The sequence below is a fragment of the Brevundimonas sp. FV1ye29L genome (assembly GCF_058681095.1).
Window position 1 is genome coordinate 2243248 of sequence record NZ_CM178730.1, and the last position, 24401, is coordinate 2267648.

General features: G+C 66.2%; 18 protein-coding genes. 11 read left to right on the top strand and 7 right to left on the bottom strand.

All coding sequences use genetic code 11. From position 1 onward, the window contains the following. Positions 1-6: 6 nt before the first annotated feature. The gene (locus tag ACW17W_RS11095; RefSeq protein ID WP_492076930.1) at positions 7-1437 is read right to left on the bottom strand and encodes an aldehyde dehydrogenase family protein; all 1431 of its coding nucleotides are present in this window, start codon (positions 1435-1437) and stop codon (positions 7-9) included. A 259-nt stretch (positions 1438-1696) separates the two neighbouring features. Between ACW17W_RS11095 and ACW17W_RS11100 the strand changes: the two genes are divergently transcribed. From ACW17W_RS11100 to ACW17W_RS11130, 7 genes are all read left to right on the top strand, one after another. Beyond that, entirely contained in the window at positions 1697-2578 is an 882-nt protein-coding gene (locus ACW17W_RS11100; protein ID WP_492076931.1) for a LysR family transcriptional regulator, read from the top strand. A gap of 82 nt (positions 2579-2660) precedes the next feature. Next, the gene (locus ACW17W_RS11105) at positions 2661-3545 is read left to right on the top strand and encodes an aldo/keto reductase (protein ID WP_492076932.1); all 885 of its coding nucleotides are present in this window, start codon (positions 2661-2663) and stop codon (positions 3543-3545) included. A gap of 286 nt (positions 3546-3831) precedes the next feature. Next, positions 3832-5085 (top strand): TetR/AcrR family transcriptional regulator, encoded by a 1254-nt coding sequence (locus tag ACW17W_RS11110; RefSeq protein ID WP_492076933.1) that lies wholly within the window; start codon positions 3832-3834, stop codon positions 5083-5085. Between the two features lie 270 nt (positions 5086-5355). Then, on the top strand, positions 5356-7572 hold the full coding sequence (locus ACW17W_RS11115; protein ID WP_492076934.1) for a TonB-dependent receptor: 2217 nt from the start codon (positions 5356-5358) through the stop codon (positions 7570-7572). A 64-nt stretch (positions 7573-7636) separates the two neighbouring features. Next, complete coding sequence (locus ACW17W_RS11120; RefSeq protein ID WP_492076935.1) at positions 7637-8920, top strand: metallophosphoesterase family protein; 1284 nt, start codon at positions 7637-7639, stop codon at positions 8918-8920. Beyond that, positions 8917-10482: an alkaline phosphatase D family protein gene (locus tag ACW17W_RS11125; RefSeq protein WP_492076937.1), complete on the top strand. Its 1566-nt coding sequence runs from the start codon at positions 8917-8919 to the stop codon at positions 10480-10482. Before ACW17W_RS11120 ends, ACW17W_RS11125 begins: the two co-directional genes overlap by 4 nt. Before the next feature lie 17 nt (positions 10483-10499). Further along, positions 10500-11303 carry an acid phosphatase gene (locus ACW17W_RS11130; protein ID WP_492076938.1) on the top strand — a complete coding sequence of 268 codons (804 nt, stop codon included), beginning with the start codon at positions 10500-10502 and terminating at the stop codon, positions 11301-11303. Between the two features lie 147 nt (positions 11304-11450). Here the strand turns inward: ACW17W_RS11130 and ACW17W_RS11135 are convergent, their stop codons facing one another. Continuing rightward, positions 11451-12284, bottom strand: a complete 834-nt coding sequence (locus tag ACW17W_RS11135; RefSeq protein WP_492076939.1) for a metal-dependent hydrolase — start codon at positions 12282-12284, stop codon at positions 11451-11453. A gap of 50 nt (positions 12285-12334) precedes the next feature. On the opposite strand from ACW17W_RS11135, the gene ACW17W_RS11140 reads away from it, so the two are divergent. Next, the gene (locus tag ACW17W_RS11140; protein ID WP_492076940.1) at positions 12335-12958 is read left to right on the top strand and encodes a TetR/AcrR family transcriptional regulator; all 624 of its coding nucleotides are present in this window, start codon (positions 12335-12337) and stop codon (positions 12956-12958) included. A gap of 114 nt (positions 12959-13072) precedes the next feature. Here ACW17W_RS11140 and ACW17W_RS11145 read toward each other — a convergent pair whose 3' ends face one another. The 3 genes from ACW17W_RS11145 to ACW17W_RS11155 form a co-directional block, all read right to left on the bottom strand. Then, positions 13073-16642: a TonB-dependent receptor gene (locus tag ACW17W_RS11145; protein ID WP_492076941.1), complete on the bottom strand. Its 3570-nt coding sequence runs from the start codon at positions 16640-16642 to the stop codon at positions 13073-13075. Between the two features lie 109 nt (positions 16643-16751). Further along, complete coding sequence (locus tag ACW17W_RS11150) at positions 16752-17729, bottom strand: FecR family protein (protein WP_492076942.1); 978 nt, start codon at positions 17727-17729, stop codon at positions 16752-16754. Next, positions 17695-18351 carry an RNA polymerase sigma factor gene (locus tag ACW17W_RS11155; RefSeq protein WP_492076943.1) on the bottom strand — a complete coding sequence of 219 codons (657 nt, stop codon included), beginning with the start codon at positions 18349-18351 and terminating at the stop codon, positions 17695-17697. The genes ACW17W_RS11150 and ACW17W_RS11155 overlap by 35 nt, the downstream gene beginning before the upstream one ends. A gap of 568 nt (positions 18352-18919) precedes the next feature. Between ACW17W_RS11155 and ACW17W_RS11160 the strand changes: the two genes are divergently transcribed. Then, the gene (locus ACW17W_RS11160; protein ID WP_492076944.1) at positions 18920-19309 is read left to right on the top strand and encodes a nuclear transport factor 2 family protein; all 390 of its coding nucleotides are present in this window, start codon (positions 18920-18922) and stop codon (positions 19307-19309) included. 10 nt (positions 19310-19319) lie between these two features. Then, complete coding sequence (locus tag ACW17W_RS11165; RefSeq protein WP_492076945.1) at positions 19320-20810, top strand: AMP-binding protein; 1491 nt, start codon at positions 19320-19322, stop codon at positions 20808-20810. Between the two features lie 57 nt (positions 20811-20867). On the opposite strand, the gene ACW17W_RS11170 is transcribed toward ACW17W_RS11165, so the two are convergent. Together ACW17W_RS11170 and ACW17W_RS11175 are read right to left on the bottom strand one after the other, a co-directional pair. Next, entirely contained in the window at positions 20868-21251 is a 384-nt protein-coding gene (locus tag ACW17W_RS11170; protein WP_492076946.1) for a nuclear transport factor 2 family protein, read from the bottom strand. Further along, entirely contained in the window at positions 21248-21649 is a 402-nt protein-coding gene (locus tag ACW17W_RS11175) for a nuclear transport factor 2 family protein (protein ID WP_492076947.1), read from the bottom strand. Before ACW17W_RS11175 ends, ACW17W_RS11170 begins: the two co-directional genes overlap by 4 nt. A gap of 461 nt (positions 21650-22110) precedes the next feature. On the opposite strand from ACW17W_RS11175, the gene ACW17W_RS11180 reads away from it, so the two are divergent. Beyond that, positions 22111-24333 carry a TonB-dependent receptor gene (locus tag ACW17W_RS11180; RefSeq protein WP_492076948.1) on the top strand — a complete coding sequence of 741 codons (2223 nt, stop codon included), beginning with the start codon at positions 22111-22113 and terminating at the stop codon, positions 24331-24333. Positions 24334-24401 lie beyond the last annotated feature (68 nt).

A 24401-nucleotide genomic window follows, 5' to 3' on the forward strand; every position in this document is an offset into this window, starting at 1 on the left:
TTTCCATCAGAGGGTCACCGTCACGAGACGCTCTTCCGTCATCTCGCGGATCGCGTATTTCGGGCCTTCGACACCCACGCCGCTGTCCTTCACCCCGGCAAACGGGATCAGATCGACGCGGCTGGACGAGGCGTCATTCAGGTGCACCACCCCGACGTGCAGACGGGCGGCCCCCTTCAGGGCGGCCTGGATGTCGCGGGTGAAAAGACCGGCCGCGAGCCCGAACTCGGTGGCGTTCACCTGGTCGATCGCCTGGTCCAGGGTGTCGAAAGGAATGATCGACAGGACGGGGGCGAAAATCTCTTCGCGCATCACCCGCATGTCGGTGGTGACGTCGGTTAGAACGGTCGGGCGCAATACCGCGCCGTCGCGAACGCCCCCGGCCAGCAGGGTCGCGCCCTGCTCGACGGCCTCGCGCGCCCAGGCCTCGCCGCGGATCGCATCCTTCTCGCTGATCATGGGACCGACGTCGGTGGCGTGGTCGCGCGGATCGCCGACGACCAGCCGGCCGACCTGTTCCAGCAGCATGGACTGGAATGGCTCCAGAACCTCTCGCTGGACGAACAGGCGCTGGGTCGAGGTGCAGGCCTGACCCTGGCGGCGAAACCCGGACTGGGCGCAGCGCAGGGCCGCCCGCTCCAGATCGGCGTCGGCGCAGACGATCGTGGCGGCGATACTGCCCAGCTCCAGCGCGACCGGGCGCATGCCCCGCGCATGCTGGATGCGTTTGCCGACCGGGGTGCTGCCGGTGAAGGTGAAGAAGTCGATCCCGGGATGCTCGACCATCTGCTGGCCGACGGCGGCGCCCTCGCCATGCAACAGGGCGATGAGCTCACCGGGAACACCGGCCTCCAGCATCAGCTCGAACAGACGCGTGGCCGAAAGCGGGGTGGCCAGCGGCGGCTTGAACACCACGGCGTTCCCCGCCGCCAGGGCCGGGGCGACCTTGTGGGCCACCATGTTGAGCGGCGAGTTGAAGGAACTGATGCCCCCGACCACACCGCGCGGCACACGCAGGGTGAAGGCCATGCGATGCGACTGGCCCGACGCGCCCTGGATCGGCACCATCTCCCCGACCAGCCGGCGAGCCTCTTCGGCAGAGAGACGGAAGGTCTCGGCGGTGCGGGCAACCTCGTTGTCGGAATCCTTCCAGGGCACACCGCTCTCGGCGATGATCGTCGCGGCCAGTTCCTGGCGATGCTGCAGAACGAGGTCCGCCACACGGCTCAGCACGCGCCAGCGCTCATAGGGTTCCAGCTTGACGGTCTCGAAGCCCCGGCGCGCGGCGGCCACGGCCTGATCGACCTGGTCCGGCGATGCACACCCGACCTCGGCCAGGAGGCTGCCCGTGTATTTGTCCAGCACCGGGACGGAAGGCCCCTGTCCGGCCACCCATTCACCGGCGACAAACAGCCTTGCGGCGCGTTCGTTACCCATGGCTCCACTCTCCCTTGCCGATTGCGCCTCTGCGGGCGTTTCGGCCGACGACCAGACGACCCGAGGCTTGCCCCCGCCATCCACGACGCCTTTCCCCCTCAGACCTAGAGGGTGATCGAGGTAAAAAATAGTGACGTTTTGTTGAGCTATTCATGAGGTTTCGTTATGCTTTGCGGGTGAAGGCCAAAGTGTGCGACGTCGCTTTTCCAGCCGCCGTCGCTGCAGGAATCGGCAGTGGCGCAGCGGGGACCAGAGGACCATGAAATTCGAGTTCTTCATCACGCTCGATGCCATCCTGCGAACAGGCAGCTTCGCGAGCGCCGCCGACGACATGGGCCTGACACCCAGCGCCGTGAGCCTTCAGGTCAAACGTCTCGAGGAATACCTGGGTCAGCCGCTCTTCGACCGATCCGGGCGAACCTCACGCCCCACCCCCCTGGCGCGCGAGTTGGCCGAAAACATCCGAACGGCGATGGAGGCTGTTGAGGCGGCGCGCACGCGTCAGACCATCGCCCTCACAGGGCGTGTCGTCCTGGGCACGATCCGGTCTCTGCAGCCGACGATGATCCCCGTGGTTCTCGCCGAGATCAGCCGCCGTCACCCCAATCTGAGCGTGCGCGTCATCCAGGGGGATTCAGTCGAACTGCTCGATCAGCTCAAGGCCGGGCGACTGGACGGCGCGGCGCTGATCCGTCCGACCTCGGGCGGCTCCAGCCGCCTCTACTGGCAGGATCTCGTGCGTCAGCCCTTTGTCTTCGTCGCCCCCCCGAACAGCGAAGGAAACTCGGTCAGCGCCCTCATCAAGCGTTATGACTGGCTGCAGTTCGACACCTCCCTGACCAGCGGGCGGGTCGCCGCCAGCCATATGCACAAGATTGCGCCGGGCCTGCGACCCAAGTTCGAACTCGAATCGATCGAGGCCGTCATGGCCATGGTTTCGGCGGGTCTGGGCGCGTCGATCATTCCCCAGGTCCGGCTTGCGACCTCCACCGCCTATCCGGTTCGCGAAATCTCGCTCGGCAAGACAGCGCCGGCCCGCCAGATCTCCTTCGCCTGCCGTGGCGGCGACGCCGACAATCGCCGGGTGCTCGCCCTGCGCGACGCCTTTCTGAGCGCCTATCGCCACGAAGATGATAACTGATGTTCGACGACACGGCTCATTTTGTATGCCCGCCCCCTGCCCGATCGGCGGCTGTACGCCCCGCCTCTCCCCGGACCCTGACATGACCGCCATCCCGACCTTCCGGCTCAACAACGGCGTCTCCATTCCCGTGCTCGGGCTCGGCGTCTTCAACAACGATCAGCCGGAGCTTACACAGCCGGCGGTCGAGACCGCCCTGGCCAAGGGCTACCGCCTCATCGATACCGCCGCCGCCTACGGAAATGAGGCGGATGTCGGGGCCGGCATCCATGCCAGCGGCCTGGCGCGCCAGGACATCTTCATCACAACCAAGCTGTGGATGTCGCACTACGGCGATGCCGCCCTGCGCGGGTTCGAAGGCAGCTTGAGGCGTCTCGGTGTCGACTACGTCGATCTCTATCTGCTGCATTGGCCAAATCCCGTCGATTTCGAGGCGACACTGGCGGCTTACCGCACAGCCGCGACCCTTCTGAACGAAGGCCGCGTTCGCGCCATCGGTGTCTCCAACTTCGAAATCCCTCACCTCGAACGCCTGCTCGACGCGACGTCGGTGATCCCGGCGGTCAACCAGATCGAACTGCATCCCGGGTTCAGCAATCCAGAACTCGCCGCCGCCAACTCACGGCTCGGCATTCTCACCCAGTCCTGGTCCCCCCTGGGGGGCAGCGCCCGTCGAGCCGACGATCGGTCCGCCGACCCTCTGGCGTCGGAACAGGTGGCGGCGATCGGCCTCAGGCATGACCGGACGCCGGGTCAGGTTGTGCTGCGCTGGCAATACCAGAAGGGATTTTGCGCCATACCAAAGTCGGTTCGTCCTCTTCGGCTGGCGCAGAACATCCAGATTTTCGATTTCTCCCTCTCGCCGGAGGAGGTCGCCGCCATTGACGACCTGGACACCGGTCACCGCAGCGGCCCCCACCCCGACCGGGTGTCGATGGCGACCATCCCGAAGATCATCGAGGACTGAAACGGGGTGGTGCGGACGGGCGAACCTGGCCAGGTGGAATAGCTCCCTGCACCGCTTGATGTCAGGCAACGGCGGGCGCCCAGGCGGCATCCGCACCAGCCCGGAAGCCCCTAAGTGTGGATCCGCTGATCAGATGCCGCCGGAAGTTGAAGGGGTTTTAGATCGCTGCGGGTGGGGAGGAACCGCTGGACCCTGGCGCTGGACCGCCATCACCCTTCCAATCCCATGCGCGTCGCTGCCGTCGCCACGGCCTCGACACCGCTCGATGGCGACGGCATGGAGGCGTATGCCATCGACCCAGACAAACCGCCGGGCCGCCGATGCTCGCCAGATCGTGGATGCGGCGATCACCTATGCCGCGTCATCGGGACTGCAACGCCTGACGATGCGCGAGCTGGCGCAGGCGGTCGGCAAGAGCACAACGGTCATCGTCAATCTGTTCGGCGCCAAGGCCGGCTTGATTCAGGCCATCGGTGAGGCGGCGCTGGAGCAGGATCGGGACTTCCACGACCGGTTCTTCAGATCGGTCCAGGGGATGCCGCCGGGCCGTGATGCTCTCCTGACCCTTGTCCGACACTATGTGCGTTCGCTCGCATCGGACGGTGCGGGATTCGGCAGGATATGGGAGGCGCTGGTGCTCGATGGCGACCGCTCACCGGAACGCCTGGATCTGATGCGCCGATGGCAGGTGATGCGCCAGTGTGCCTGGCGGGAGTATCTGGCTCCCGATCCACGACTGTCGGCCTATAGCGACGCGATCCTCGCCTGGTGCGCGATCGAACAGTTCTACGCCGGGGCCCTGCAGGGCCGGAGCGACTACGAGGTCATCGCCGCCGAGGGTCTGGGCGGGCTGATCGATCGCGCCCTGGACCGGCCGGAAACAACGGCGTCGGCGACGTTCTGGCATCGCGAAAACCTGATCCTGCCGCAGGCGCCCGCGGCGGGGCTGGACCCGGACTCCATGCGCGTAAAGCTCCTGAACATCGCTGCGGACCAGATGCTGGCAGGCGGCGTGGGGGCGATCACCAATCGATCCGTCAGTCTCGTCGCCGACACCTCGACCTCCACCATCGCCTACCACTGGCCCGATATGCGCCGTTTCGTGCTCGATGCAGTCTGGCACAGCGTCTTCCGCGACATGCCGCGCTACCTCGCGGGCCAGCAACCAGAGGGAGACCCGAACGGCGCAACCATGAGCCGTTGGGCGCAGATGATGGCGCCGACGGTCGCCATACATCCCGAACCCGAGGGCTTCTATGTCCGATATTCGCGTCTGATCGCCAGCGTCTGTGTCGAAGCCCGGCGGGACCCTTCGCTTCGCGACCTCGCCATGCTCCTGCGTGGCCCGGAGGGCGGGGGCACCTACTACAACAGCGCCGGTGTCTGGCCCCCGGAGTTCGACCTGACCCGCCTCGCCGCAACCCGCTTCGCCTTGTGGATCAAGGGCAACGCCCTGATGTCCTCGGCCTCGGGAACTGCGCTTACACCCGAACACCTCCAGGCCGGTGCCGCCCTTCTGGTCGCGCGCCACAGCCGATAGAACACGTGTTTTCAGTGACACAGACCGCGCCTGCGTCGGTCTTGACAGAAAGACTTCAGGTAAGCGTCACAAAAGCATAGTTCGGTTCACCTAAGGGCGGATTGTTATCGAACAGTTGTTTTTTCGGCGCATTGACGCTGGTCTCGGCCGCCCTCCCCAGCTGCCGTCGCCGCCTCGACCATCGCCCGGAACGGCTGCGCGTCAACGTACCGAAACAATTCGCCGCGCAAGGGAGGGGGTGCCCTGCGCGTCCCCCGATGGATGGCCAACATGCAACGACTTCTCTTCGGCGCTTCCGGCGCCGCCCTTGCCTTCGCCGCGGCCCTGCCCGCTTCGGCCCAGGTCGCGTCCCGAGACCAGACCACCGCCGTCGACGACGTCATTGTCACCGCGCAACGCCGCGAACAGGCCAGCCAGGACGTGGGCATCGCCCTCAACGTCCTCGGCGGCGAGGAGTTGAAGGAAAAGGGAGTCTCGGTCGTCAACGAGATCGAGAACATCGTCCCGAACGTCGAGGTCGACAGCCAGTTCGGCGGCGGCCAGCCCCAGTTCCGCATCCGCGGCATCGGCGCGACGCAATATTCCGCCAACAACACCTCGTCCGCCGGCATCTATGTCGATGAAGTCGCCCACCCCTATACGGTGACGACCCAGGGCGCGATGTTCGACCTGGCCCGGATAGAGATCCTGCGCGGGCCCCAGGGCACGCTCTACGGCCGCAACAGCACCGCCGGCGCGGTCAATATCATTACCAACGCGCCCACGGTTGATTTCCGCGCCGGAATGACGGCTGAAATCGGCAACTACGACCGCTACATGGTCGAGGGCTATGTGTCAGGCCAGATCGCGCCGGGCCTGCTGGGCCGTCTGGCCGCCGTCACCGAACAGGGCGGGGCCTGGCAGTTCAACCGCGACACCGGCGAGGAGCTGGGCGACCGGGACAAGAGCGCCATCCGCGGGCGGCTGACCTGGGACCTCGGCCCTCAGGCCACCGCCAACCTGACGGCGACCTATATGGTCGACAAATCCGATGGTCTGGGCCTGCGCCTGCGCGGCCCCTACGCGCCGGGCAATGCAGCCCTGGGCCCGGTCATCCCGACCGACAAGGCCTGGAGAATTACCGGGTGGCGACTGTCGCCCGCCCTGGCCGCCGTCTCCGGCCGCAGCGTCGGCGACAAGCCGGGCCGCGACAACGAGGGCTTCGACATGAACCTTCGGGTCAACGCCGATCTGGGCTGGGCGGCGCTGACGTCGCTGACGGCCTACCAGACCTTTGACCGGTCAGAGTACAACGACTGGGACGGCACTCGCTACCAGGAGTCCGACGTCTATTTCTACAACAAGCTGGACGTCCTTTCACAGGAAGTGCGACTGGCCTCGACGGGCGAAGGTCGATGGAACTGGCTGGTCGGCGTGCATGCGACCGACGAGCATATCGACGGCGGCTTCTACACCCAGTTCAGAAACCTGGCCGGTCTGATCAACACGCCCTATGGCCAGGATGTGCAGGCGGCGGGCATCTTCACCCACAACAGTTTCGCCTTCACCGACCGCTTCCGGCTGATCGCCGGGCTTCGCTACGAGTCCGAAGAACGCTCCCTGAGGACTTCGGGCACCACCGTGGCGCCGGCCCTGCCGCGCAAGACCCTGGCCTACAGCAACGAGATGTCGGAAGTCAGCGGCCGGGTCGGTCTGGAGTATGATCTGACCGACAGCGCCCTTCTGTACGCCAGCGTTGCGCGCGGCGTGAAGTCTGGCGGTTTCACCACCTATAACGCCACCTCGGCCACCCCCTTCCGCCCCGAGATCGTGCTGGCCTATGAGCTCGGCCTGAAGTCGGACTGGTTCGACAACCGCCTGCGGGCCAATGGCGCGCTCTTCTTCTACGACTATACCGACCAGCAGATTCAGGGGATCGAGTACGACCGCCTGTCGGGCCGGCTGGGCAAGATCACCAATGTGCCCAAGTCGGAAATCTATGGGGGCGAGATCGAGCTGGCGTGGACTCCGTTCGAAGGCCTGACGCTCACCCAGGCCTATGGTTACAAGGAAGGCGAATACAGCGAGTTCTTCGCCATCAACGACGCGGCCACCGCCGCCGCCAACCCGGCGAACGGTCCGTGGGACGTCATCATCGCGACGGACCGTTCGGGCGAGCCCCTGCAGTTCCCGAAGTTCACCTACAGCGGTTCGATCGCCTACGACTGGACCATGGCGGGATGGAACGTGCGGGCCGAGACGAACTACTATCAGCGTGACGACATCTACAACGCGTCCTCGGCCTCGGTCCTGGCCGGCTACATGCTGTGGAACGGCAGTGTCACCGTCGGCCCCCGGACCGCCGACTGGCGCGTCAGCCTGTGGGGCAAGAACCTGTTCAGCGAGCACTATGACGAGACGCGAAACGGCTTCAACGGCTCGGCACGCCCGACCATGTCGCCCAACCCCGGCCGTACATGGGGCGTGCGCCTGACCTATAGCCACTGACGACCACAACAGCCCCGACCGAGCCATCGGTCGGGGCGATCGTGATCTTGAGAACGGGACAACCATGTCGAAGCTGTCGAGACTGTGCGTTTTCATCCTGGCCTTGTCGGCCTTCGCCCTCCCCGCGCTGGCCCAGCCCGATACCGACGGTCGCTTCACCATCGCGGTGATCCCGGACACACAGAACTACACCGACCACACCCATCAGAAGGCCGCCGGCTTTCCGTTCGACGCCCGCGATCAGTTGATGGAGCAGATGCGCTTCATCGCCGACAACGCCGTCTCGCGCGGCGGCGACATCGTCTTCGCCACGGCCGTGGGCGATGTCTGGCAGTATCCAACGATTGAGGTGGACCCCGACCACGCCAGGCGCGGATTCAGCGCTCGACCGCTGCCCGCCGAACAGAGCCTGGCCGAGTGGGGCCGGCGCGTGCGGGAGATCGAGATCCCAACTGCGGTGGAAGCCTATCGCCTGCTGGACGGCGTTCTGCCCTTTTCCGTCGTTCCGGGGAATCACGACTATGACGCCCAGTGGTGGGAGCAGTCCTGGCCCCGGGACCTGACGGCTCCCGAGGGCGACCTGCGCCGCCTCGGCATGATCCACGTCGGCGGACTGACAGCCTTTACCGAGGCGTTCGGCGCCGCCTCATCCTTTTTCGCGAACCGCCCGTGGTACATCGGCTCGCACGACGACGGCGCGGACAGCGCCCAGGTGTTCGAGGCCGGCGGCTACCGCTTCCTGCACCTCGGTCTGCAGATGGCTCCGTCGGACGCGAGCCTGAAATGGGCCGAGACGGTGATCCATGCCCATCCCGGCCTGCCCACCCTGATCAGCACCCACGACTTCATCGACAAGACCGGGGCGCGCCGCGCCCATCCGGTCGTCGACCTGAATGCGCTCGACCCCTATGACAACAGCGCCCAGGGCCTCTGGGACAAGCTGATCGCCCGCAATCCGCAGATCTTCATGGTCCTCAGCGGCCATCACGCCGGTCAGGCCTTCCGCACCGATTCCAACCGCAAGGGCGGCGCAGTCCACCAGCTTCTGTCCGACTACCAGGACCGTCGCCAGAGCGCGCTGGACGCCGGAATGGAACGGTCGCCCGGCATCGGCGACGGCTGGCTGCGACTGATGTCCTTCGACATGACGTCGGAGGTTCCGACCGTTCGCGTGCGGACCTATTCGACCCACTACGACCGCTATGCCTCCGACGCGCCGGACTACGCCCGTTGGTACCGATCCAGCGAACAGCCTCAAATGACCGACGAAGCCTTCGTGGCCAGCGACGAGTTCACCATCCGGCTGGAGGACTTCCGCGCCCGCTTCGGCGCCGGAGTCGGCCAATGAACCCCTTGCCGCCGGTATTCCATCGCAGGGCGCTGCTGGGCGGACTGGTCGCGACCCCGTACGTCCTGCGCTTCGGCCGCGCGCACGCGAGCGGGGCCTATCTGTTCCCGCTGGGCGTGGCCAGCGGCGATCCCTGGCCGGACGGTTTCGTCCTCTGGACCCGCCTCGCGGCCGATCCGGTCGCGCCGGATGGCCGCGGCGGTCTCGGCGAGCCGATAGACGTTCTGTGGGAGGTCGCGACCGACGAGGGCTTCGCCCATATCGCCGCCGCCGGCCGCGCAACGGCCGAAGCCTCTACGGCTCACGCCTTGCACATCGAGGTTCAGGGCCTGGCCCCCGGCCGGCCCTATTGGTACCGCTTCACCGCCGCGGGCCAGCGCAGCCCCGCAGGGCTGGCCCGCACCGCCCCGGCCCCCAATGCCGCCGTCGATCGCCTGCGTCTGGCCGTGGCCTCCTGCTCGAATTGGGAAGTCGGCTATTTCAGCGCCTACGGCCACATGGCCGACGAGGCGCCGGACCTGACGCTATTCCTGGGCGACTATATCTACGAATACACCCGCACCGGCGAGCGGGCGGTCGGCAATGTGCGGCACTACGGCTTCGAGGACGCCACCACCCTGGCCGGCTATCGCAATCGCTACGCCCTGCATCGAACCGACGCCGATCTCCAGCGGCTGCATGCGGCGGCGCCGTGCCTGGTGACCTGGGACGATCATGAGGTGCTGAACAACTATTCCGGCGTCTGGCCCGATCACGGGAGCAGGCCGGCCGATTTCCTGCAACGCCGGGCTGCGGGGTATCGCGCCTTCTACGAAGCCATGCCGATCCGCCGGACGCGGATTGACAGCTGGCTCCAGATGCCGATCCACAAACGCATCCGCTATGGCCAACTGGCCGAATTCTACATGCTCGACGGCCGTCAGTACCGGTCGCGCGGCGCCTGTGTCGACGAGGGTGGCGCCGGAAACCAGATACTGGCCGACAGCAAATGCATGGACCGGCTCGACCCCTCGCGGACCTTCCTGGGCTTCGATCAGGAGCGTTGGCTGTACGATAGCCTGTCCGGCTCGGACGCCCGCTGGAACATCCTGGGCCAGAACCTGGTGATGGCCGGTCTGCGCTTCGAGAACCCCGGGAATGAAACCCGCTACTGGACCGATACCTGGGACGGCTATCCGTTCGCGCGCGACCGCATGGCCCGCACCCTGGCCAATGTGTCGAACCCCATCGTGCTGAGCGGCGACTATCACTCGTTCTGGACCAGCGACGTAAAGCTGGACAGCCAGGACGAAGCCTCGGCGACCGTGGCGACCGAGTTCGTCGGCACCTCCATCACCTCGGGCGGCCCGCCGCACGACGCTCTGATGGCGATGATGCCCGCCAATCCGCACATCAAATTCTTCGACGGGCGCGTGCGGGGCTATATGGCCATGGACATCACGCCGGATCTGCTCACCACCCGCTATCGCACGGTCAGCGACGTGCGCGATCCGCGCGCGTCAATCTCCACCCTCAACACCTGGGCGGTCGAGAACGGCCGCCGCGGCCCGCAGCGCGCCTGAGCTCCCGCAGAGTTTCCATGTCCACCCTCTCCGCCCGCGGCGCCATCGCCGCAACGCTCGTCCTTCTCCTCGCCGGATGCGCGGCCTCGCCTGCGCCGGCGCCGACCTTCTGGACAGGTTTTCGCGATCATCCTCACGGCTATCTGGCGGCCGGAGGCGCGCCGAACGCAGCCAGGTTTCTACCGCCGCCGCCCACCCCCGGGTCGCTCAGGGAACAGGACGACATCGCCTTGTACCACTCGACCCGCGCCATGGTCGGCACGCCGCGCTGGGATCAGGCCCGCGCCGACAACGAGATCGAGACGCCGTCCGCCCCGCGCGTGTTCGACGAGACACTGGGCATCACCTTCACGCCCGAGCAGATGCCGACGCTGACCCTTCTCCTGGGGCGTATGCTGGGCGACCTCGAGACCATCCAGACCCCGGCCAAGCGCGGCTACTTCCGTCCCCGCCCCTTCGTGACGGACCCCGCGGATACCTGCTTCAAGCCCGAGCCCTGGCTGGCGTCCAGCGGGTCCTATCCGTCAGGTCATGCGGCCCTGGGATGGGCCTGGGCCCTGGTGCTGGCCGAGATGGCGCCGGATCGCGCCGACGCAATCCTGGCCCGCGGCCTCGCCTATGGCGACAGCCGCATGATCTGCGGCGTCCACTATGCGAGCGACGTGGAGGCCGGTCGCATCGTCGGCGCGGCCATGGTCGCGGCGCTCAAGGCCGATCCGGACTTCCGGGCGGAATTCGCAGAGGGCGCCCGGGAGTTGGCCCGGGTCCGCAGCCGCGCCCCCACCATTCTCGAGACGGGCCCCGACGGCGACCGGCCATAGAGTGACACGCCCGCACCGTGACCCGAAGACCGGGGTCCATATCGCTGCGGATGGGAGCGGCGTTTGAGCTGCCGGCGCCGCAGGGGGGTCTGGCCGATGCGAAGCCGGCGAATGGCAAGACGCATCACGCGCCCGTGATGCCGACGTTCAGGCCGGCGCCAGGCTGGCTTCGGCCCGGGCGATCAGGGGACGATCGTCCTTCTGCCAGGGATGGAAGCCGGGCCGGTAGAAGCTGAGGTAGTCTGCCGCCACCAGACGATAGAGCCCCGGCTTAAGCCAGAGCCAGCGGAACAGCCTCCAGCGCGCCCCCAGGCCGGTGATCCCGTCCTGGCGCATCAGCAGAAGCGAGGCCTCCGTCACCGTGGACAGGAAGCTCAGCGTCACCAGGGCCATGGTGCGCCACCGGATCATCCAGCGCCGCAACGGCGACATGCCCGCCAGCCTGTGCATCAGGAGATCATAGGCGACGCCCTTGTGCTCGATCTCCTCGATCGCATGCCAGCGCCAGAGCGCCGCCAGATGCGCAGGCGATCCGTCCAGGACCTGGGGCCGGGCCAGCAGGACGTGGGCGAAGGCCGCCGTGAAATGCTCGAGCGCCACGGTGATCGCCAGTTGCGCCAGCGGCTCGCGCCCGTTCGCCCTCGCCATATGGGCGTCGATCAGCGCCATGGGGCCGGCGATGTCATAGCCCGAGGCCTCGACCTGGGCGTTGAAGGCCATATGCTCGCGGGTATGGGCCCCCTCCTGCACGACGAAATCCCGGATCGGGCCGCGCAGGGCGGCCGGGGCGTCCTGTTCAAAGCGACGCACCGCGCGGATGAAGAAGCGCTCGCCGTCGGGGAAGGTCAGGCTGAGGGCGTTCATCACGGCCGTCCCGGCCGGATCGCCGCCCACCCACCAGCGCGGGGCGGACGCCGTCCGGTCGATGCGAAAATCACGCGGCCTGATACGCAAATCCACCGGCGCACCCTGTACAGACATCCTGACCACTCCGCTCGACGACGTTTCCAGACTAGGGTTAACTTACATCAATGTCAATTAATAGCGCCCCCCCTGCCCCCGCGACGCGTCGACGCGGTCCGGTCGCCCGGGAGGAGGCCCTGGACTCGGCCGGCGCCCTGCTGCGTCAGGGCGGTCCGGCCGCCATCACGCTCAAGGCGGTCGGCCGGGCCATGGGCGTCAGCCACGCCAATCTGATCCACCATTTCGGGTCCGCCGCGGGCCTGCAGGGCGCGCTCATGGACCGGCTGGTGCGCGACCTGGCCGAGCGGATCTCGCGCGGCCTGCCCGAGACCGAGAATGCCGACTTCGATCCCTCCCGTCTGATGGCCGTTGTGTTCGAGGCCTTCGATGCGGGCGGCGCGGCCCAGCTGGCCGCCTGGCTGGCCCTGGAGCGCGAGACCGCGCGGGCGGAGAGTTTCGCCGGGGTCGTGCGCGATCTCGCCGACCGCACGGCGGCCATCCGGAGCCAGGGCGACGAGGATCGCGCCCGCGCGCGCGCCATCGTCGTCACCGCGGCCTATATGGCCTTCGCCGACGCCCTGATCGGGCCGGCCCTTCGTCCCATGCTGGACATGACCGCCGCCGATACCCGGGCGCTGGCGCTGGCCGCCGCCCTGAACCTGTCCGGATATCCTCCGGCGGAGACGGCCTGAAGCCGGTCCGGGCCCTGTCAGGCGAGGCCGGGCGGCGCGCCGGGATGGCGGACCGCCGGCGAAAAGGGACGGCGCGGGAGGGGACCCGCGCCGTCCTTAGGTTCAGGGAGCCGTTCAGAACCTCTTGCGGACCGACAGGCCGATGATCCGCGAGTCCAGGGTGAAGACATTGGTGGCGTTGCCCAGGTCGTCAGGCCCGGTGAAGCCGTCGGTGAGGGGGGTGTCGTCGAGGACGTTCTTCACATAGGCCTGGACGACGAAGTCGGCGCTGGCATTGGTCAGGGTCAGGGACAGGTTGGCGTTCTCCCAGCCCTTCAGCCGATCATAGGGGGCGAGATTATAGACCCGCATCCAGCTGTCGGACTGGCGGTAATAGTCGCCGCGCACCGTCACGTCCCAGCCCTGGGGCAGTTCGATCCGGTACTGAGCGCCGATGTTGAAGGTGACATGCGGCGCATTGGGCAGCTCATTGCCCGACAGATCCGCCGCGAAGCCCCGGCCGCCGTTGGGCGCCATGGTCAACGGGTCCCAGTTGATCGGGCTGGTGGCGTACCACTCATCCTTCAGGCCGTTGGCGTAGTTGTACGTCGACCCGCTGCCGGGCACCCAGGTGCCGCCGTAGTACATCGATGGACACAGGCTTCGCATGTAAGGCATGCTGCCGAGGTAGTTCGTGTTGCTTCCCCCCTGGTAGTCCTGGTAGTTGGCGACCCGACCCACGATGTCTTTCGGCACGATGCAGGTCGAGGGGCTGCCCGGCCAAGGCTTCAGGACCAGCCAGTCCTCATTACCTTGGGTCCGGTTCATGACGTCGATCGATTCCTCGCCGTCGCCGATACGGGTTTTCAGCAAGCCCAGGGTGGCGTCCAGGCGGAAGTTGCGCGTGGGGGCCCAAGCCGCCTCGAACTCCGCGCCCCAGATCTTGGCGTCGAAATTCTCGTTGTGGATCGCCCGTTCGATCAGCTGGGCGACCTGATAGTTCTTATAATCATAGTAGAAGCCGGTGGCGTTGAAGCTGAGACGGCCGCCGGACAGGCTGTTCTTCATCCCCACCTCATAGGCGTTGACGAACTCAGGATCGTAGCGAGACGGAAGAACCGGCGTATCGACCAGTTTGGGATTGTAGTCGCGATCGCGCGGATTGCCCCCGCCCCCCTTGTAGCCCCGCGAATAGGAGGCGTAGATCAGGGTGTCGTTGGTGAAGGCCAGGTCCGGCTTCCAGTCGATGGCCGCCCGACCGGTCCATTCGCCCCAGTTCATCTCCTCGTCCGGATACCGGGGATAACCGCGACCGACCAGGCCGGTGGAATCGGGATGATAGATGTCGGGGGCCGCCGCCAGCAGTTGCCCCGGCACAGGCGTGATGGTCTTTGTGTCGTCTGTATAGCGAAGACCCAGGGTCAGGCGCAGATCCTCGCGGACCTTCCAATAGCCTTCACCGAACACGGCCCAGGATTCAGTCTGGCTGATACTGGTGCTGCGGATATAGTTGTGGCCATCGCCGCCCTCGCCGTTCAGCAGGCCGGACAGGGGCGTGGGATCGATATAGATGCAGGCGTTCGGGTCGAATGTCCCCGCAGCGGCCGCCGCCTGGCCGGCGGCGGTCGGATTGCAATATTGATCGACTAAGCCGTCCCCAAAGTAACTGGCGTTGTTCTGAAGCGCCATCATGCTGAAGACGTTGGAGATGATCCAATAATTCTCCTCGGTCTCATATTTCAGCCAGTTGGCGCCGAGATTGAAGTTGAACGGGCCGTCCCAGGCCGATTGCAGTCGGAACTCCTGCGACCATTGGGTGCTTTCGGCCTGGCTGAGGTCCAGCGCCATGAACCGATCGGTCGCGCCCAACTGGGGGTCGAGCCAGACCCCCCCCGTGGGGACGCCGCAATTCGGAAGCGGGCCGCAGACCGTCTTCTCACCAAAGAAGCCCGTGACCGCGCCATACACCGGCTTGCCGCCCGGAACGGAAGCGCCGATCCAGGGCGCCCAGTTCGGATCAACCGTCCGCGGCAGGCCGGTGAACTTGCCCGGCGTTTCATAGGCGTACATCTGGCCCGTAGCGTAGGACCGGAAGAAATCCTGGAAGCCGGAATAGCTGTCTTCCATATAGAGGGTCTGGGAATACAGGGTCAGGCCCGGCGTCAGATTCCATTCCAGGTTCAGTTGAAACAGGTCGTTCTCAGCCTGGAACTTGGGGTCATAGGCGGTGGAAATGGTGCGCAGATCGGCGACCTGGCGGTTTCCCTCGACCGCAAAAGGATCGAGATAGAGGGGGAACAGATAGGTGCCGTCGTAACCGTTTGCATCGGCGTTGAGCCACTCCCTCGGCCGTCGTCCGGGGCCGGGCCAGACGGGATTCACGAAGATGTTCACGAAGTTGGTCAGGGAGGCGGTGATCGGGAAGCTGCGCCCGTCCGGCACGCCATAGGCGTCGTCGCTGTAGAGCGAATCCGGCGTGCAGCCCGGCGTGATGGTCGTCTTCGTCCAATAGGCGAAGGTCGGGTGCGAGTGATCGCCGCCGGCGGGGTCTGTCCAGTCGATGCTGGCGGGCGTCTCGCCCCGCGTACACAGCATCTTGCCCGTGCGTGAGCGGTCGTCATCCTCGCGGAACCGTTCCCACAGGAAGTTGGCGCGGAAGTTCTCGGTCGGCTGCCACAGCACGCCCAGGCGCGCGCCCCACAGGTCGCGGCCGTTGACGTTCTGCTGGGAGATGCTGTTGTAGTCGAAGCCGTCGCGCTGGGTCGCCGCGGCCGCAAAACGCAGCGCCAGCGTATCGCCGATCGGGATGTTGATCATGCCCTTGGCGCGGCGGCTGTCGTGATTGCCGACCTCCCACTGGGCGTCCATCGAGAACTGCTCCAACTCGGGCAGGTTCGGCAGCATGTTGATGACGCCCGCCGTGGCGTTACGACCATACAGGGTGCCCTGCGGGCCGCGCAGCACCTCGACCCGATCGACGTCGAAATACTCCTGCTCGAACAGGCGGTTTCTGAGCAGGGCGGTGTTGTTGAACGACACGGCCACGCCCGGGTCGGCCGTGGTGGCCAGCACTTTTGAGCCGATGCCGCGGATCGAGAAATTGTAGCTGGTGAAATTGTCCTTGGAGAAGCTGACGTTCGGCACGATCCGCAGCAGTTCCGCGCCCCCCTCGACCTTGCGGTCGTCCAGCTGCTGGGCCGAAAAGGCGGAGACGGCCACCGGCACGTCGATGATCCGCTCTTCCATCCGCCGCGCCGTGACGACGATGTCCGCGACCACCGAAGCCTCGGGATCGGGCCGGGCGGCCTGGGGCGGAGGCGCCGCCGGACGCCGGCGCGGTGTTACGGGGGCGTCCTGGGCGGCGGCCGGCCGGGCGACCGGCGCGGGTGGCCGCTGCGCCACGCGCAGCACGATGGTCGAGCCGGTGTCGGAGGCGACCTCCAGACCCGTGCCGGAAATCAGCTGCCGCAGGGCCTGGCGTGTGTCCCGGGAGCCCGAGAGCGGCCGGGTGCGCACCCCACGCAGGGTGCTGGACGGGACGATGATCTGGACCCCCGCCTGCCGGGCGAAGGCGGGAATGGCGTCGACCGCCGGCAGGGCCGGAATATTGAAGCTTCGGGCCTGGGCGAAGCTCTGGCTGGCCGCGGCCATCAGGGCCACAGCGGCCCCACCGGCCAGAAGTCGGCGCATCGTCGTCTTGGTCATGGAACCCCCGGGTGTTCGCGGCGCGCCCCCTCGGTGCGCCCTCACTGGCCATGAGAATCCGACGGGGATCTTCCCCCGTCGTGTCGCAAATATTTCACGGCACGGCCCGTCAGCCGATCAGGATGCGATCCGGCTCCACGCGCACCTCGGCGCCGAAGGCGACGCCGATCGCCTGGGCGAACCCGGCCGGATCATTGGCGGCGAACAGGCCGCTGACGCTCTCATCGGCCAGGGCCGGGTCGCGGAGGATGATCGGCTGACGACTGTAGCGGGCGAAGGTCGCCACCGCCTGGCCCAGGCTCTCGTCGTGGAAGGCGAGCTGGCCCTCGCGCCAGGCCAGTTCGCGGCCCAGCTGATCGGGTGGCACGATCTCGATCCTGCGGGCCAGATCAGGCCCGGCGAGGACCAGCCTGCAGCCTTGCGCCAGGCTGAGAGGTCCGGCGAGGCCGGGCCCCGTCACGTCCACCCCGCCGCGATGCACCGTCACCCGGGCGGGCTGCTTCGGCAAGGCGCTGACGAAGACGGCGGCTTGCGCAGCCTGAATGCGCCAGTCCCCGACCCGGAGCCGGCAATCGCGCGGCTGGCCGTCAGCCAGGCTGAGCAGCACCTCGCCCGTCACCAGGCGAATGTCATGCCTGTCGCCGTCGCCGGTCCCGGCGCGGATCTTCACTTCCGACAGGGTGTTCAGCGTCAGGCTGGAGCCGTCGGACAGCGGCACCTGACGCACCTCTCCGCGCTCGGTGGCATAGGACCGGGTCGCGGTCAGGGCATAGCCGACCACCACGGCTCCGACGGAGGCGGCGACGGCCCCGCCCGCGCCCCAGCCCAGCAAGCGCCGCCGGGTCGGTCCCCGGGGACGCGGCTTGAAGGCGCGCGGGTTGAACACGGGCTCGAGGGACCAGGCGGATTCCGTGCGCGAGAACAGGGCCCGGGCGCGCATCAGGGCCCCCAGTCTGCGGGAATCCTCCGCCAACCAGAGTTCCAGGGCTTCAGCATCCGGTTCAGAGAGCGGCGCGCGATCCATCCGCGCGGCCCAGGCGGCGGCCGCTTCGTCAATCGCCTGAGGGGTCTCGCGGGCCTGCGCCAAAATCGTCTTTCTCGGATTTTCGTTCTTTATGAGATTCGGACGAAGGGTTTCCACCATGTCCGAAGCGCTCGATCAACAAAGCCAGTCCCCTGGCGATGTGCTTCTCGACGGTGCTTTCCGTGATGTCCATGCGTGCGGCGATCTCGCGCTGCGAGAAGCCGTGGACGCGCCGCATCACAAAGGCCGCGCGCACCCGCGCCGGCATGGTCTGGATGACGGCGGCGAGCCGCCTCATCTCTTCGCGGCCGATGGCGATCCGCTCAGGCGAAAAGGGATCACTCACCTCGTCGAAGCTGTCCATGTCCGCGATCGGCTCGAAGGGCACGATGCGGGCCCGCCGCGCGTCGCGAAGGACCAGGGAATGGGCGATCTGGAACAGATAGGCCCGGGGATGGCGCAGATCGTCCAGTCGCTCGCGAGAGGCCAGCACCGTATAGGCCTCCTGGACGACGTCCTCGATCTCGGCGGGCTCCAGCCGGCGGCGGCGCAGCCATGCGCGAAGGCCGGCTTCGTACGGCAGGATGTTGGCGTCGAACCAGCGCGCCCGCTCGAGGCTGACCTTCCCGGTCAGCGGCTGGCGGAGCGACCCCGTCGCCTCTGTAGAACTTCCCGACGACGCCATGGACACGCGATTCAACCAGCCTGACCCGCATCCTGCCTAACGCCCCATGACGACGATATGGTGATGGTCGGCGACGGTGGCCGCCGCCGGGTCCCGAATGGGGATGATCCCGGTCACGCAGAGGCTCCAGGGAGCCTGGCGATCCTTGTCGATAGCGCCACCACAAGACCCTCCCTTTCAGCCTCGCGTCTTCCGCCACGCCCTGATCCGGGCTCGGGCATGGACGGCGGGGGACGAGGCATTGAACTGGATCACGGTCGTCGCGACCCGGCCATTTCAGAACGCGCTCGTTTCATCCGATCAGACAGGTCACCAGATCCGCCGGGCTCATAGTGACTCCTTCGGCATGGCCATACATCGCGACCTCACTTCCTCAGTTGGACTGAATCTTCGCCAAACCCGCGCCCGGCTTGCCGAACGGCTTCATGAACCACCGCCCCGACAGCGGCCTACGCCGAATTTTCCGTAGACCTTTTGGCGTTTGCCGGGCCGCACCCGGGCATCAAGCCGAAAGAAGGATTGACGCTTGCATAAGTAGACTTATGGTGCCCGTTTCAGGGAGCCCGCCATGACCGACCCAAAAGCCATACATGCATTTTCAGACCGCTTCTCAGCCGCGCTGGAGCGCGGGGACGCAGATGCCGCGCGGACCTTCTATGCTCCGGACGCCCGGATCTGGCACAACTTTGATGACTACGAACAATCGGTTGACGAAAACCTCAAGACCCTGGCCTGGATGCACCGGAAGCTGCCGGTCCGCCGATACAACATCCTCCGCCGTGAAATTCTCCATGACGGGTGGATGCAGCAACATGTGGTCGAGGCCACCCTGCCTGATGGTCGCCCGTTCCGCATGACCGCCTGCTGCGTGGTGCAGATGAAGGACGGGGTCATCACCCGTCTGGACGAATACCTCGACCCGGCCCAGGCAGCCGTCCTGAAGGACATCAAGGGCTAGAGGCGCCGCCATGGCCCGCAGCTTCACCCTGCCGCCGGCGACCAATCCGATGTCGATCGGGCGACTGATCGAGGTCCACGCCGGACGCGACCCGGACTATCCGGCCCTGACCTGCGGCCCCGTCACCCTGACGCGCCGCGAACTGGCGGCGCGGATCAACCGCCGCGCCCGCGCCCTTGTCCGCGCCGGGGTGGAACAGGACGACCTCGTGGCCATAGCCCTGCCCAACGGCGCGGCCTTCATGGAAATCGCCTTCGCCTGCTGGGCCATTGGAGCCACACCGGCGCCGGTATCGCATCGCCTGCCGATGATCGAGCTGAAGGCGATCCTCGAGTTGATGAAGCCCCGGCTGGTCGTCGGCGGCGGGGCGGCGGCGGAGGCGGGCGCGACCGTGGTCAGCGAGGCGGATCTCTACGATCCGGACCTGTCGGCTGATCCCCTGCCGGAAAAGGTCGCGAAATATGTGAAGGCCATTCCAAGCGGCGGCAGCACCGGCCGGCCCAAGGTTATCGTCGATCATGCCCCCGGCATGCTCGATCCCGACGCGCCGAGTCTGGCCATGCAGTATGGCGACACGGTCGTCATTCCCGGTCCCCTGTATCACTCGGCGCCGTTTGGCTTCGGCTATCTGGCGCTCGCGGCGGGATGCCATCTGGTCATCACCCCGAAGTTCGACGCCGAGGACACCCTGCGGCTGATCGAGCGGCATCGCGGCGCCTGGCTTTACGTCGTGCCGACGATGATGCATCGCATCTGGGCGCTCGGCGACGAGGTGCGCCAAAGGTACGACCTGTCATCGCTGGAGATCGTCTGTCACATCGCCGCCGCCTGCCCCATCTGGCTGAAGGAGGCGTGGATCGGATGGCTGGGTCCGGACCGGATCTGGGAAGGCTATTCCGGCACCGAGTCCATCGCCGCCACCTTGATCGGCGGTCGCGAATGGCTGGAACACAAGGGGACGGTGGGCCGCCTGCCGCCCACGACGCAGATCAGGTTCATCGGCGAGAACGGCCAGCCCGTGGCGCCCGGAGAGATCGGCGAGATCTACTTCCTGCCGCCCGGCGGCAAGGGCTCGACCTACCACTATCTGGGCGCCGAGCCGCGGGCGAACGGCGAGTGGGAGTCCTATGGCGACCTCGGCCGCATGGACGAGGACGGCTACCTCTATCTGGCGGACCGGCGGACCGACCTGATCATTTCGGGCGGGGCCAACATCTATCCGGCCGAGATCGAGGCGGCGATCGATGCCTGTCCCGGCGTGCTGTGCAGCGTCGTTGTCGGTCTGCCCGACGAAGACCTGGGCCACCGTGTCCACGCCATCGTCGAGGTCGCCAACGCGGTCTCACCGGATGTCGACACCCTCAGGGCCTTCGTGGCCAACCGGCTGGTTCGCTACAAGCTGCCACGCACCTGGGAGGTCACGACCGAGCGGTTGCGCGACGACGCCGGCAAGGCGCGGCGCAGCGCCCTGCGCGACGCCCGCATCCCCGCCTCCGCCTGACCGCGAAAAGGCCCGCGACGCCGAAACGTCGCGGGCCCGGGACCGTCGCGATCAAGACTACTTCCCGGCGTTGGGATCCTGCATCTGGAAATAGTCGCGCCAGCCGGTGATCTTGCCGTCTGACCCGAACTCGATGATGCCCATATAGGGGTGCTGGACCAGAACGCCGTCGGCGTTGACGTATTCCTCACGCCCCTCGGCCAGCAGCCGCCCGTCGCGCTCGGCCCAGTGCTGCAACACCCAGGTCCCGGACGAGTTGTCGGCCCAGTATTTGGTGAAGAACTTCTCGACCCAGTTGATGCCCTTCAGCGGCCGCGTGCCGACGTGGTAGTGGTATTCGATGTTCGGGTCGAAATAGGACAGGACGGTGGGCATGTCCCGCGCCTCGATCGCCTTCTGCAGGCGACCGATGACGTCGATTTTCGGTTCCGTCCCGCTCACGCGGCGGCGCCTTCTGCGGCCGGCTTCTGCGGCGCCTGGACAACCGAACCGTCATAGTAGTCGCGCATTTTCGCGACCTTGCCGTCGCGGAATTCGATCGCCTGCATGAAGGGATTGCGGATCAGGACGTCACGGCTCTTGTCGTAGATCATCTCGACGCCCTCGCAGAACATCAGGTCGCCCTTCTCGATCCAGTGGACCACCGTCCAGTCCTGCTGGTCGAAGGCGGCCTCATAGTTGCGGATGAATTTGCGCAGCGTTTCCTTGCTGGTGATCGGCCTGGCGTGGACCGACCAGTAGTACTCCATATCGTCGTGCCAGAGGTCGACGAAGGTGTCGTGATCCTTGGCCTTCGAGGCCTTCATAAAGGACTGAAGGACTTCAAAATTCGCACTCATAGTCGCTTCCTTGCGGTTGTCATTTCCAGAACGCTAACATTTAGGTTCGCTTTTGCAAGTCACATCGTCCGGATCGGTGACGCCAACAGTCGACCTCGCCCGACCGACGATTTCTGTTTGGCGGCCCCGGTTCGCCATTAAGCCTGAAGGGTCGTTCGACCACAGGCCATGGCTGAAATCTCGGCTCCAGCCGCCTCATGTTGCGCCGCACAACGCTCACAAGGCATTGAGGAAACTGAGAAAAAGTCTGCTAGCGCAAGTCTCTTGACGTCACGTCGCAGCAAGACTTGCAAATCGAGATTTATTACCGGATTGTGCGGCTTGCGACACCGGACCAAGGGAACGTGGATTCCTCCGTTAGCGCCGCTCGACGGGCCTCGACGCCGCGCCGGGATCAATGCCGGACGCCGACATCGGCGCGAGGTGAACAACAACGGGCAAAGCCCGGGGAGGGAAATCTAATGCGCAAGTTCACCTTGGCTTGTCTCGCGACCACAGCCCTGACGACACTCGTCGTCACGCCGCAGATTGCCACGGCCCAGACCACGACGCCCGACAGCGGAGTCGCCACCGTCGAAGACGTCATCGTCACGGCCGACCGCCGCGCTCGCAGCCTGCAGGAAGTTCCCAGCGCCATCACGGCCGTGACCAGCGAAACGATCGAGCGCCAGCGGATCGTCGATCTGAACAGCCTGGCCGGCAGTGTGCCGTCCTTCAGCATGACCGAGGGCTCTTCGCTCGGCAAGGAACTGAACATCCGCGGCATCACCAGCGTGCGCATTCTCGACGCCACCGCCGAACCGTCGGTCGGGGTGTTCGTGGACGAGGTCTATATCTCGCGGATGGGATCGGCCTTCTCCGACTTCTACGACCTGGAACGGATCGAGGTGATCCGCGGTCCACAGGGCGTTCTGCTCGGCAAAAATGTGGTCGGGGGCGCCATCAGCGTCATCACCAACAAGCCGAGGTTCGAGCCGTCCGGCCGGATGACGGCGGGCCTCGGCAACTACAATGGGTTCAACGCCGACGGCTATGTGACCGGACCGCTGACCGAGAGCCTGGCCGGCCGATTCGCCTTTCAGGTCCGCAACCGTGACGGCTACGCCCGAAACGTGCTGCTCAACACCGATCTGGAGGATCTGACTGCGCACCAGGCGCGGGCGGAACTGCTGTATCAACCCGACGGCAGCCCGCTTCGCGCCTTGCTCACGGTCGACTACGGCTCGTCAAAGTCGGCTGGCTCGGCCCGTACGGTGACGGACGATCCGTTTGCCGCCGGCATCGGCGCCGTGACGGCCTACCGCACCGCCCGCGGAATCGGACCACGCGAAACCCTCAGCCCCCAGCGCGACTACGCCAACCGGACGACGATGGGCGCCAGCCTGCGCGTCGACTACGATTTCGACTGGGGCGCGCGTCTGAGCGCGATTACCGGCTATCGCAATTCCGAAGGCGAGAATGGCTACAACCAGCTGGGCGCCGGCTCGCCCCCGGCTCTGGTCGACAGTTTCTATTCGGCGACGGACAAGCCGGAGACGATCAGCCAGGAATTCCGGCTGGTGTCCCAGAACCCGGAAAGTCGGTTCGACTGGATCCTGGGCGCCTTCTTCCAGAAAGACAATGTCGACCGCACCGACTCCAATGTCGCGACGTCATACGCGCCGGTCCCCGCACTCAGCGGCATCTATCTCTACACGACCTCGGCCGAGCTTGAGACGTCGGCCGTCTTTGGTCAGGTCGGCTTCAACTTCACCGATCAGTTGAAGGGCACCATTGGCGCGCGTTACACCCGGGACAAGAAGAACGGCACCCGCACCGCAGCCTGTCTCAACGACGGCGGAGACGGCCTGTGTATCGCAGCGCTTGTTCTGGCGGCAGGCCAGAGCTGGACGGTCAACTACGGCAAGGAGTGGGACGCCTTCACGCCGCAGGGCATCCTGGAATACCGCCCCAACGAGAACATCATGGTCTACGCCAGCGCCGGCAAGGGCTTCAAGGGCGGAGGCTGGGACCACATCCCCTCAACCGAAGCCGGTGCGCGGATCGGCTATGATCCGGAAGAGGTCATCAACTACGAGATCGGCGCCAAGACCGACCTGTTCGACAACCGGGTTCGCCTGAACCTCGCCGCCTTCCAGATGGACTACACGGATCTTCAATCCCAGCAGTTGATCCTGGCCTGCCTTTGCACCGTCACCAGCAACGCAGGGTCCGCCAAGATCAGGGGCTTCGAGGCCGAAATGACCTGGGCCGTGAACGACAATCTCCTGTTGAATGCCTCGGGCTCGCTGATCGACGCCAAGTACGAAGACTTCGTCACCAGCGCCGGAGCGGTCTTCACCGGCAATCGTGTGCAGCGGTCTCCCAAGGACAAGTTCAACGTCGGCTTCACCTATGAGTTCGGTGAGGGCGTCTGGGACAAGGCCTTCAGCCTCAAGGGGAACTACACCCGCACGGGCGAGGCCTTCTGGTCGCCGGACAACACGATCAAGCAGGATCCGTTCGGCCTGCTCGACGCCTCGCTGAGGATCCAGCCGCCCAATGCCGCCTGGAACATGACCCTCTGGGGCAAAAACCTGACCGACGAGTTGTACGCTGTCGGCGCCCAGGCGACGTTCGGCGATCTGCTGCAATACTACGGCGCCCCCAAGACGTTCGGCTTCGACATCAGCTACTCGTTCTAGCCCCCCTTCCCTTCTTGACCGCCTCGGCCCGCGAGTTCCCGAAAGGGGCTCGCGGGCTTTCTCTTGTC

Coding starts and splice junctions, on each gene's coding strand:
- ACW17W_RS11135 (WP_492076939.1), bottom strand. CDS start 12,284: ATGTCTGTACAGGGTGCGCCGGTGGATTTGCGTATCAGGCCGCGTGAT.
- ACW17W_RS11100 (WP_492076931.1), top strand. CDS start 1,697: ATGAAATTCGAGTTCTTCATCACGCTCGATGCCATCCTGCGAACAGGC.
- ACW17W_RS11110 (WP_492076933.1), top strand. CDS start 3,832: ATGCCATCGACCCAGACAAACCGCCGGGCCGCCGATGCTCGCCAGATC.
- ACW17W_RS11115 (WP_492076934.1), top strand. CDS start 5,356: ATGCAACGACTTCTCTTCGGCGCTTCCGGCGCCGCCCTTGCCTTCGCC.
- ACW17W_RS11180 (WP_492076948.1), top strand. CDS start 22,111: ATGCGCAAGTTCACCTTGGCTTGTCTCGCGACCACAGCCCTGACGACA.
- ACW17W_RS11125 (WP_492076937.1), top strand. CDS start 8,917: ATGAACCCCTTGCCGCCGGTATTCCATCGCAGGGCGCTGCTGGGCGGA.
- ACW17W_RS11155 (WP_492076943.1), bottom strand. CDS start 18,351: ATGGCGTCGTCGGGAAGTTCTACAGAGGCGACGGGGTCGCTCCGCCAG.
- ACW17W_RS11095 (WP_492076930.1), bottom strand. CDS start 1,437: ATGGGTAACGAACGCGCCGCAAGGCTGTTTGTCGCCGGTGAATGGGTG.
- ACW17W_RS11145 (WP_492076941.1), bottom strand. CDS start 16,642: ATGACCAAGACGACGATGCGCCGACTTCTGGCCGGTGGGGCCGCTGTG.
- ACW17W_RS11175 (WP_492076947.1), bottom strand. CDS start 21,649: ATGAGTGCGAATTTTGAAGTCCTTCAGTCCTTTATGAAGGCCTCGAAG.
- ACW17W_RS11120 (WP_492076935.1), top strand. CDS start 7,637: ATGTCGAAGCTGTCGAGACTGTGCGTTTTCATCCTGGCCTTGTCGGCC.
- ACW17W_RS11105 (WP_492076932.1), top strand. CDS start 2,661: ATGACCGCCATCCCGACCTTCCGGCTCAACAACGGCGTCTCCATTCCC.
- ACW17W_RS11140 (WP_492076940.1), top strand. CDS start 12,335: ATGTCAATTAATAGCGCCCCCCCTGCCCCCGCGACGCGTCGACGCGGT.
- ACW17W_RS11160 (WP_492076944.1), top strand. CDS start 18,920: ATGACCGACCCAAAAGCCATACATGCATTTTCAGACCGCTTCTCAGCC.
- ACW17W_RS11165 (WP_492076945.1), top strand. CDS start 19,320: ATGGCCCGCAGCTTCACCCTGCCGCCGGCGACCAATCCGATGTCGATC.
- ACW17W_RS11130 (WP_492076938.1), top strand. CDS start 10,500: ATGTCCACCCTCTCCGCCCGCGGCGCCATCGCCGCAACGCTCGTCCTT.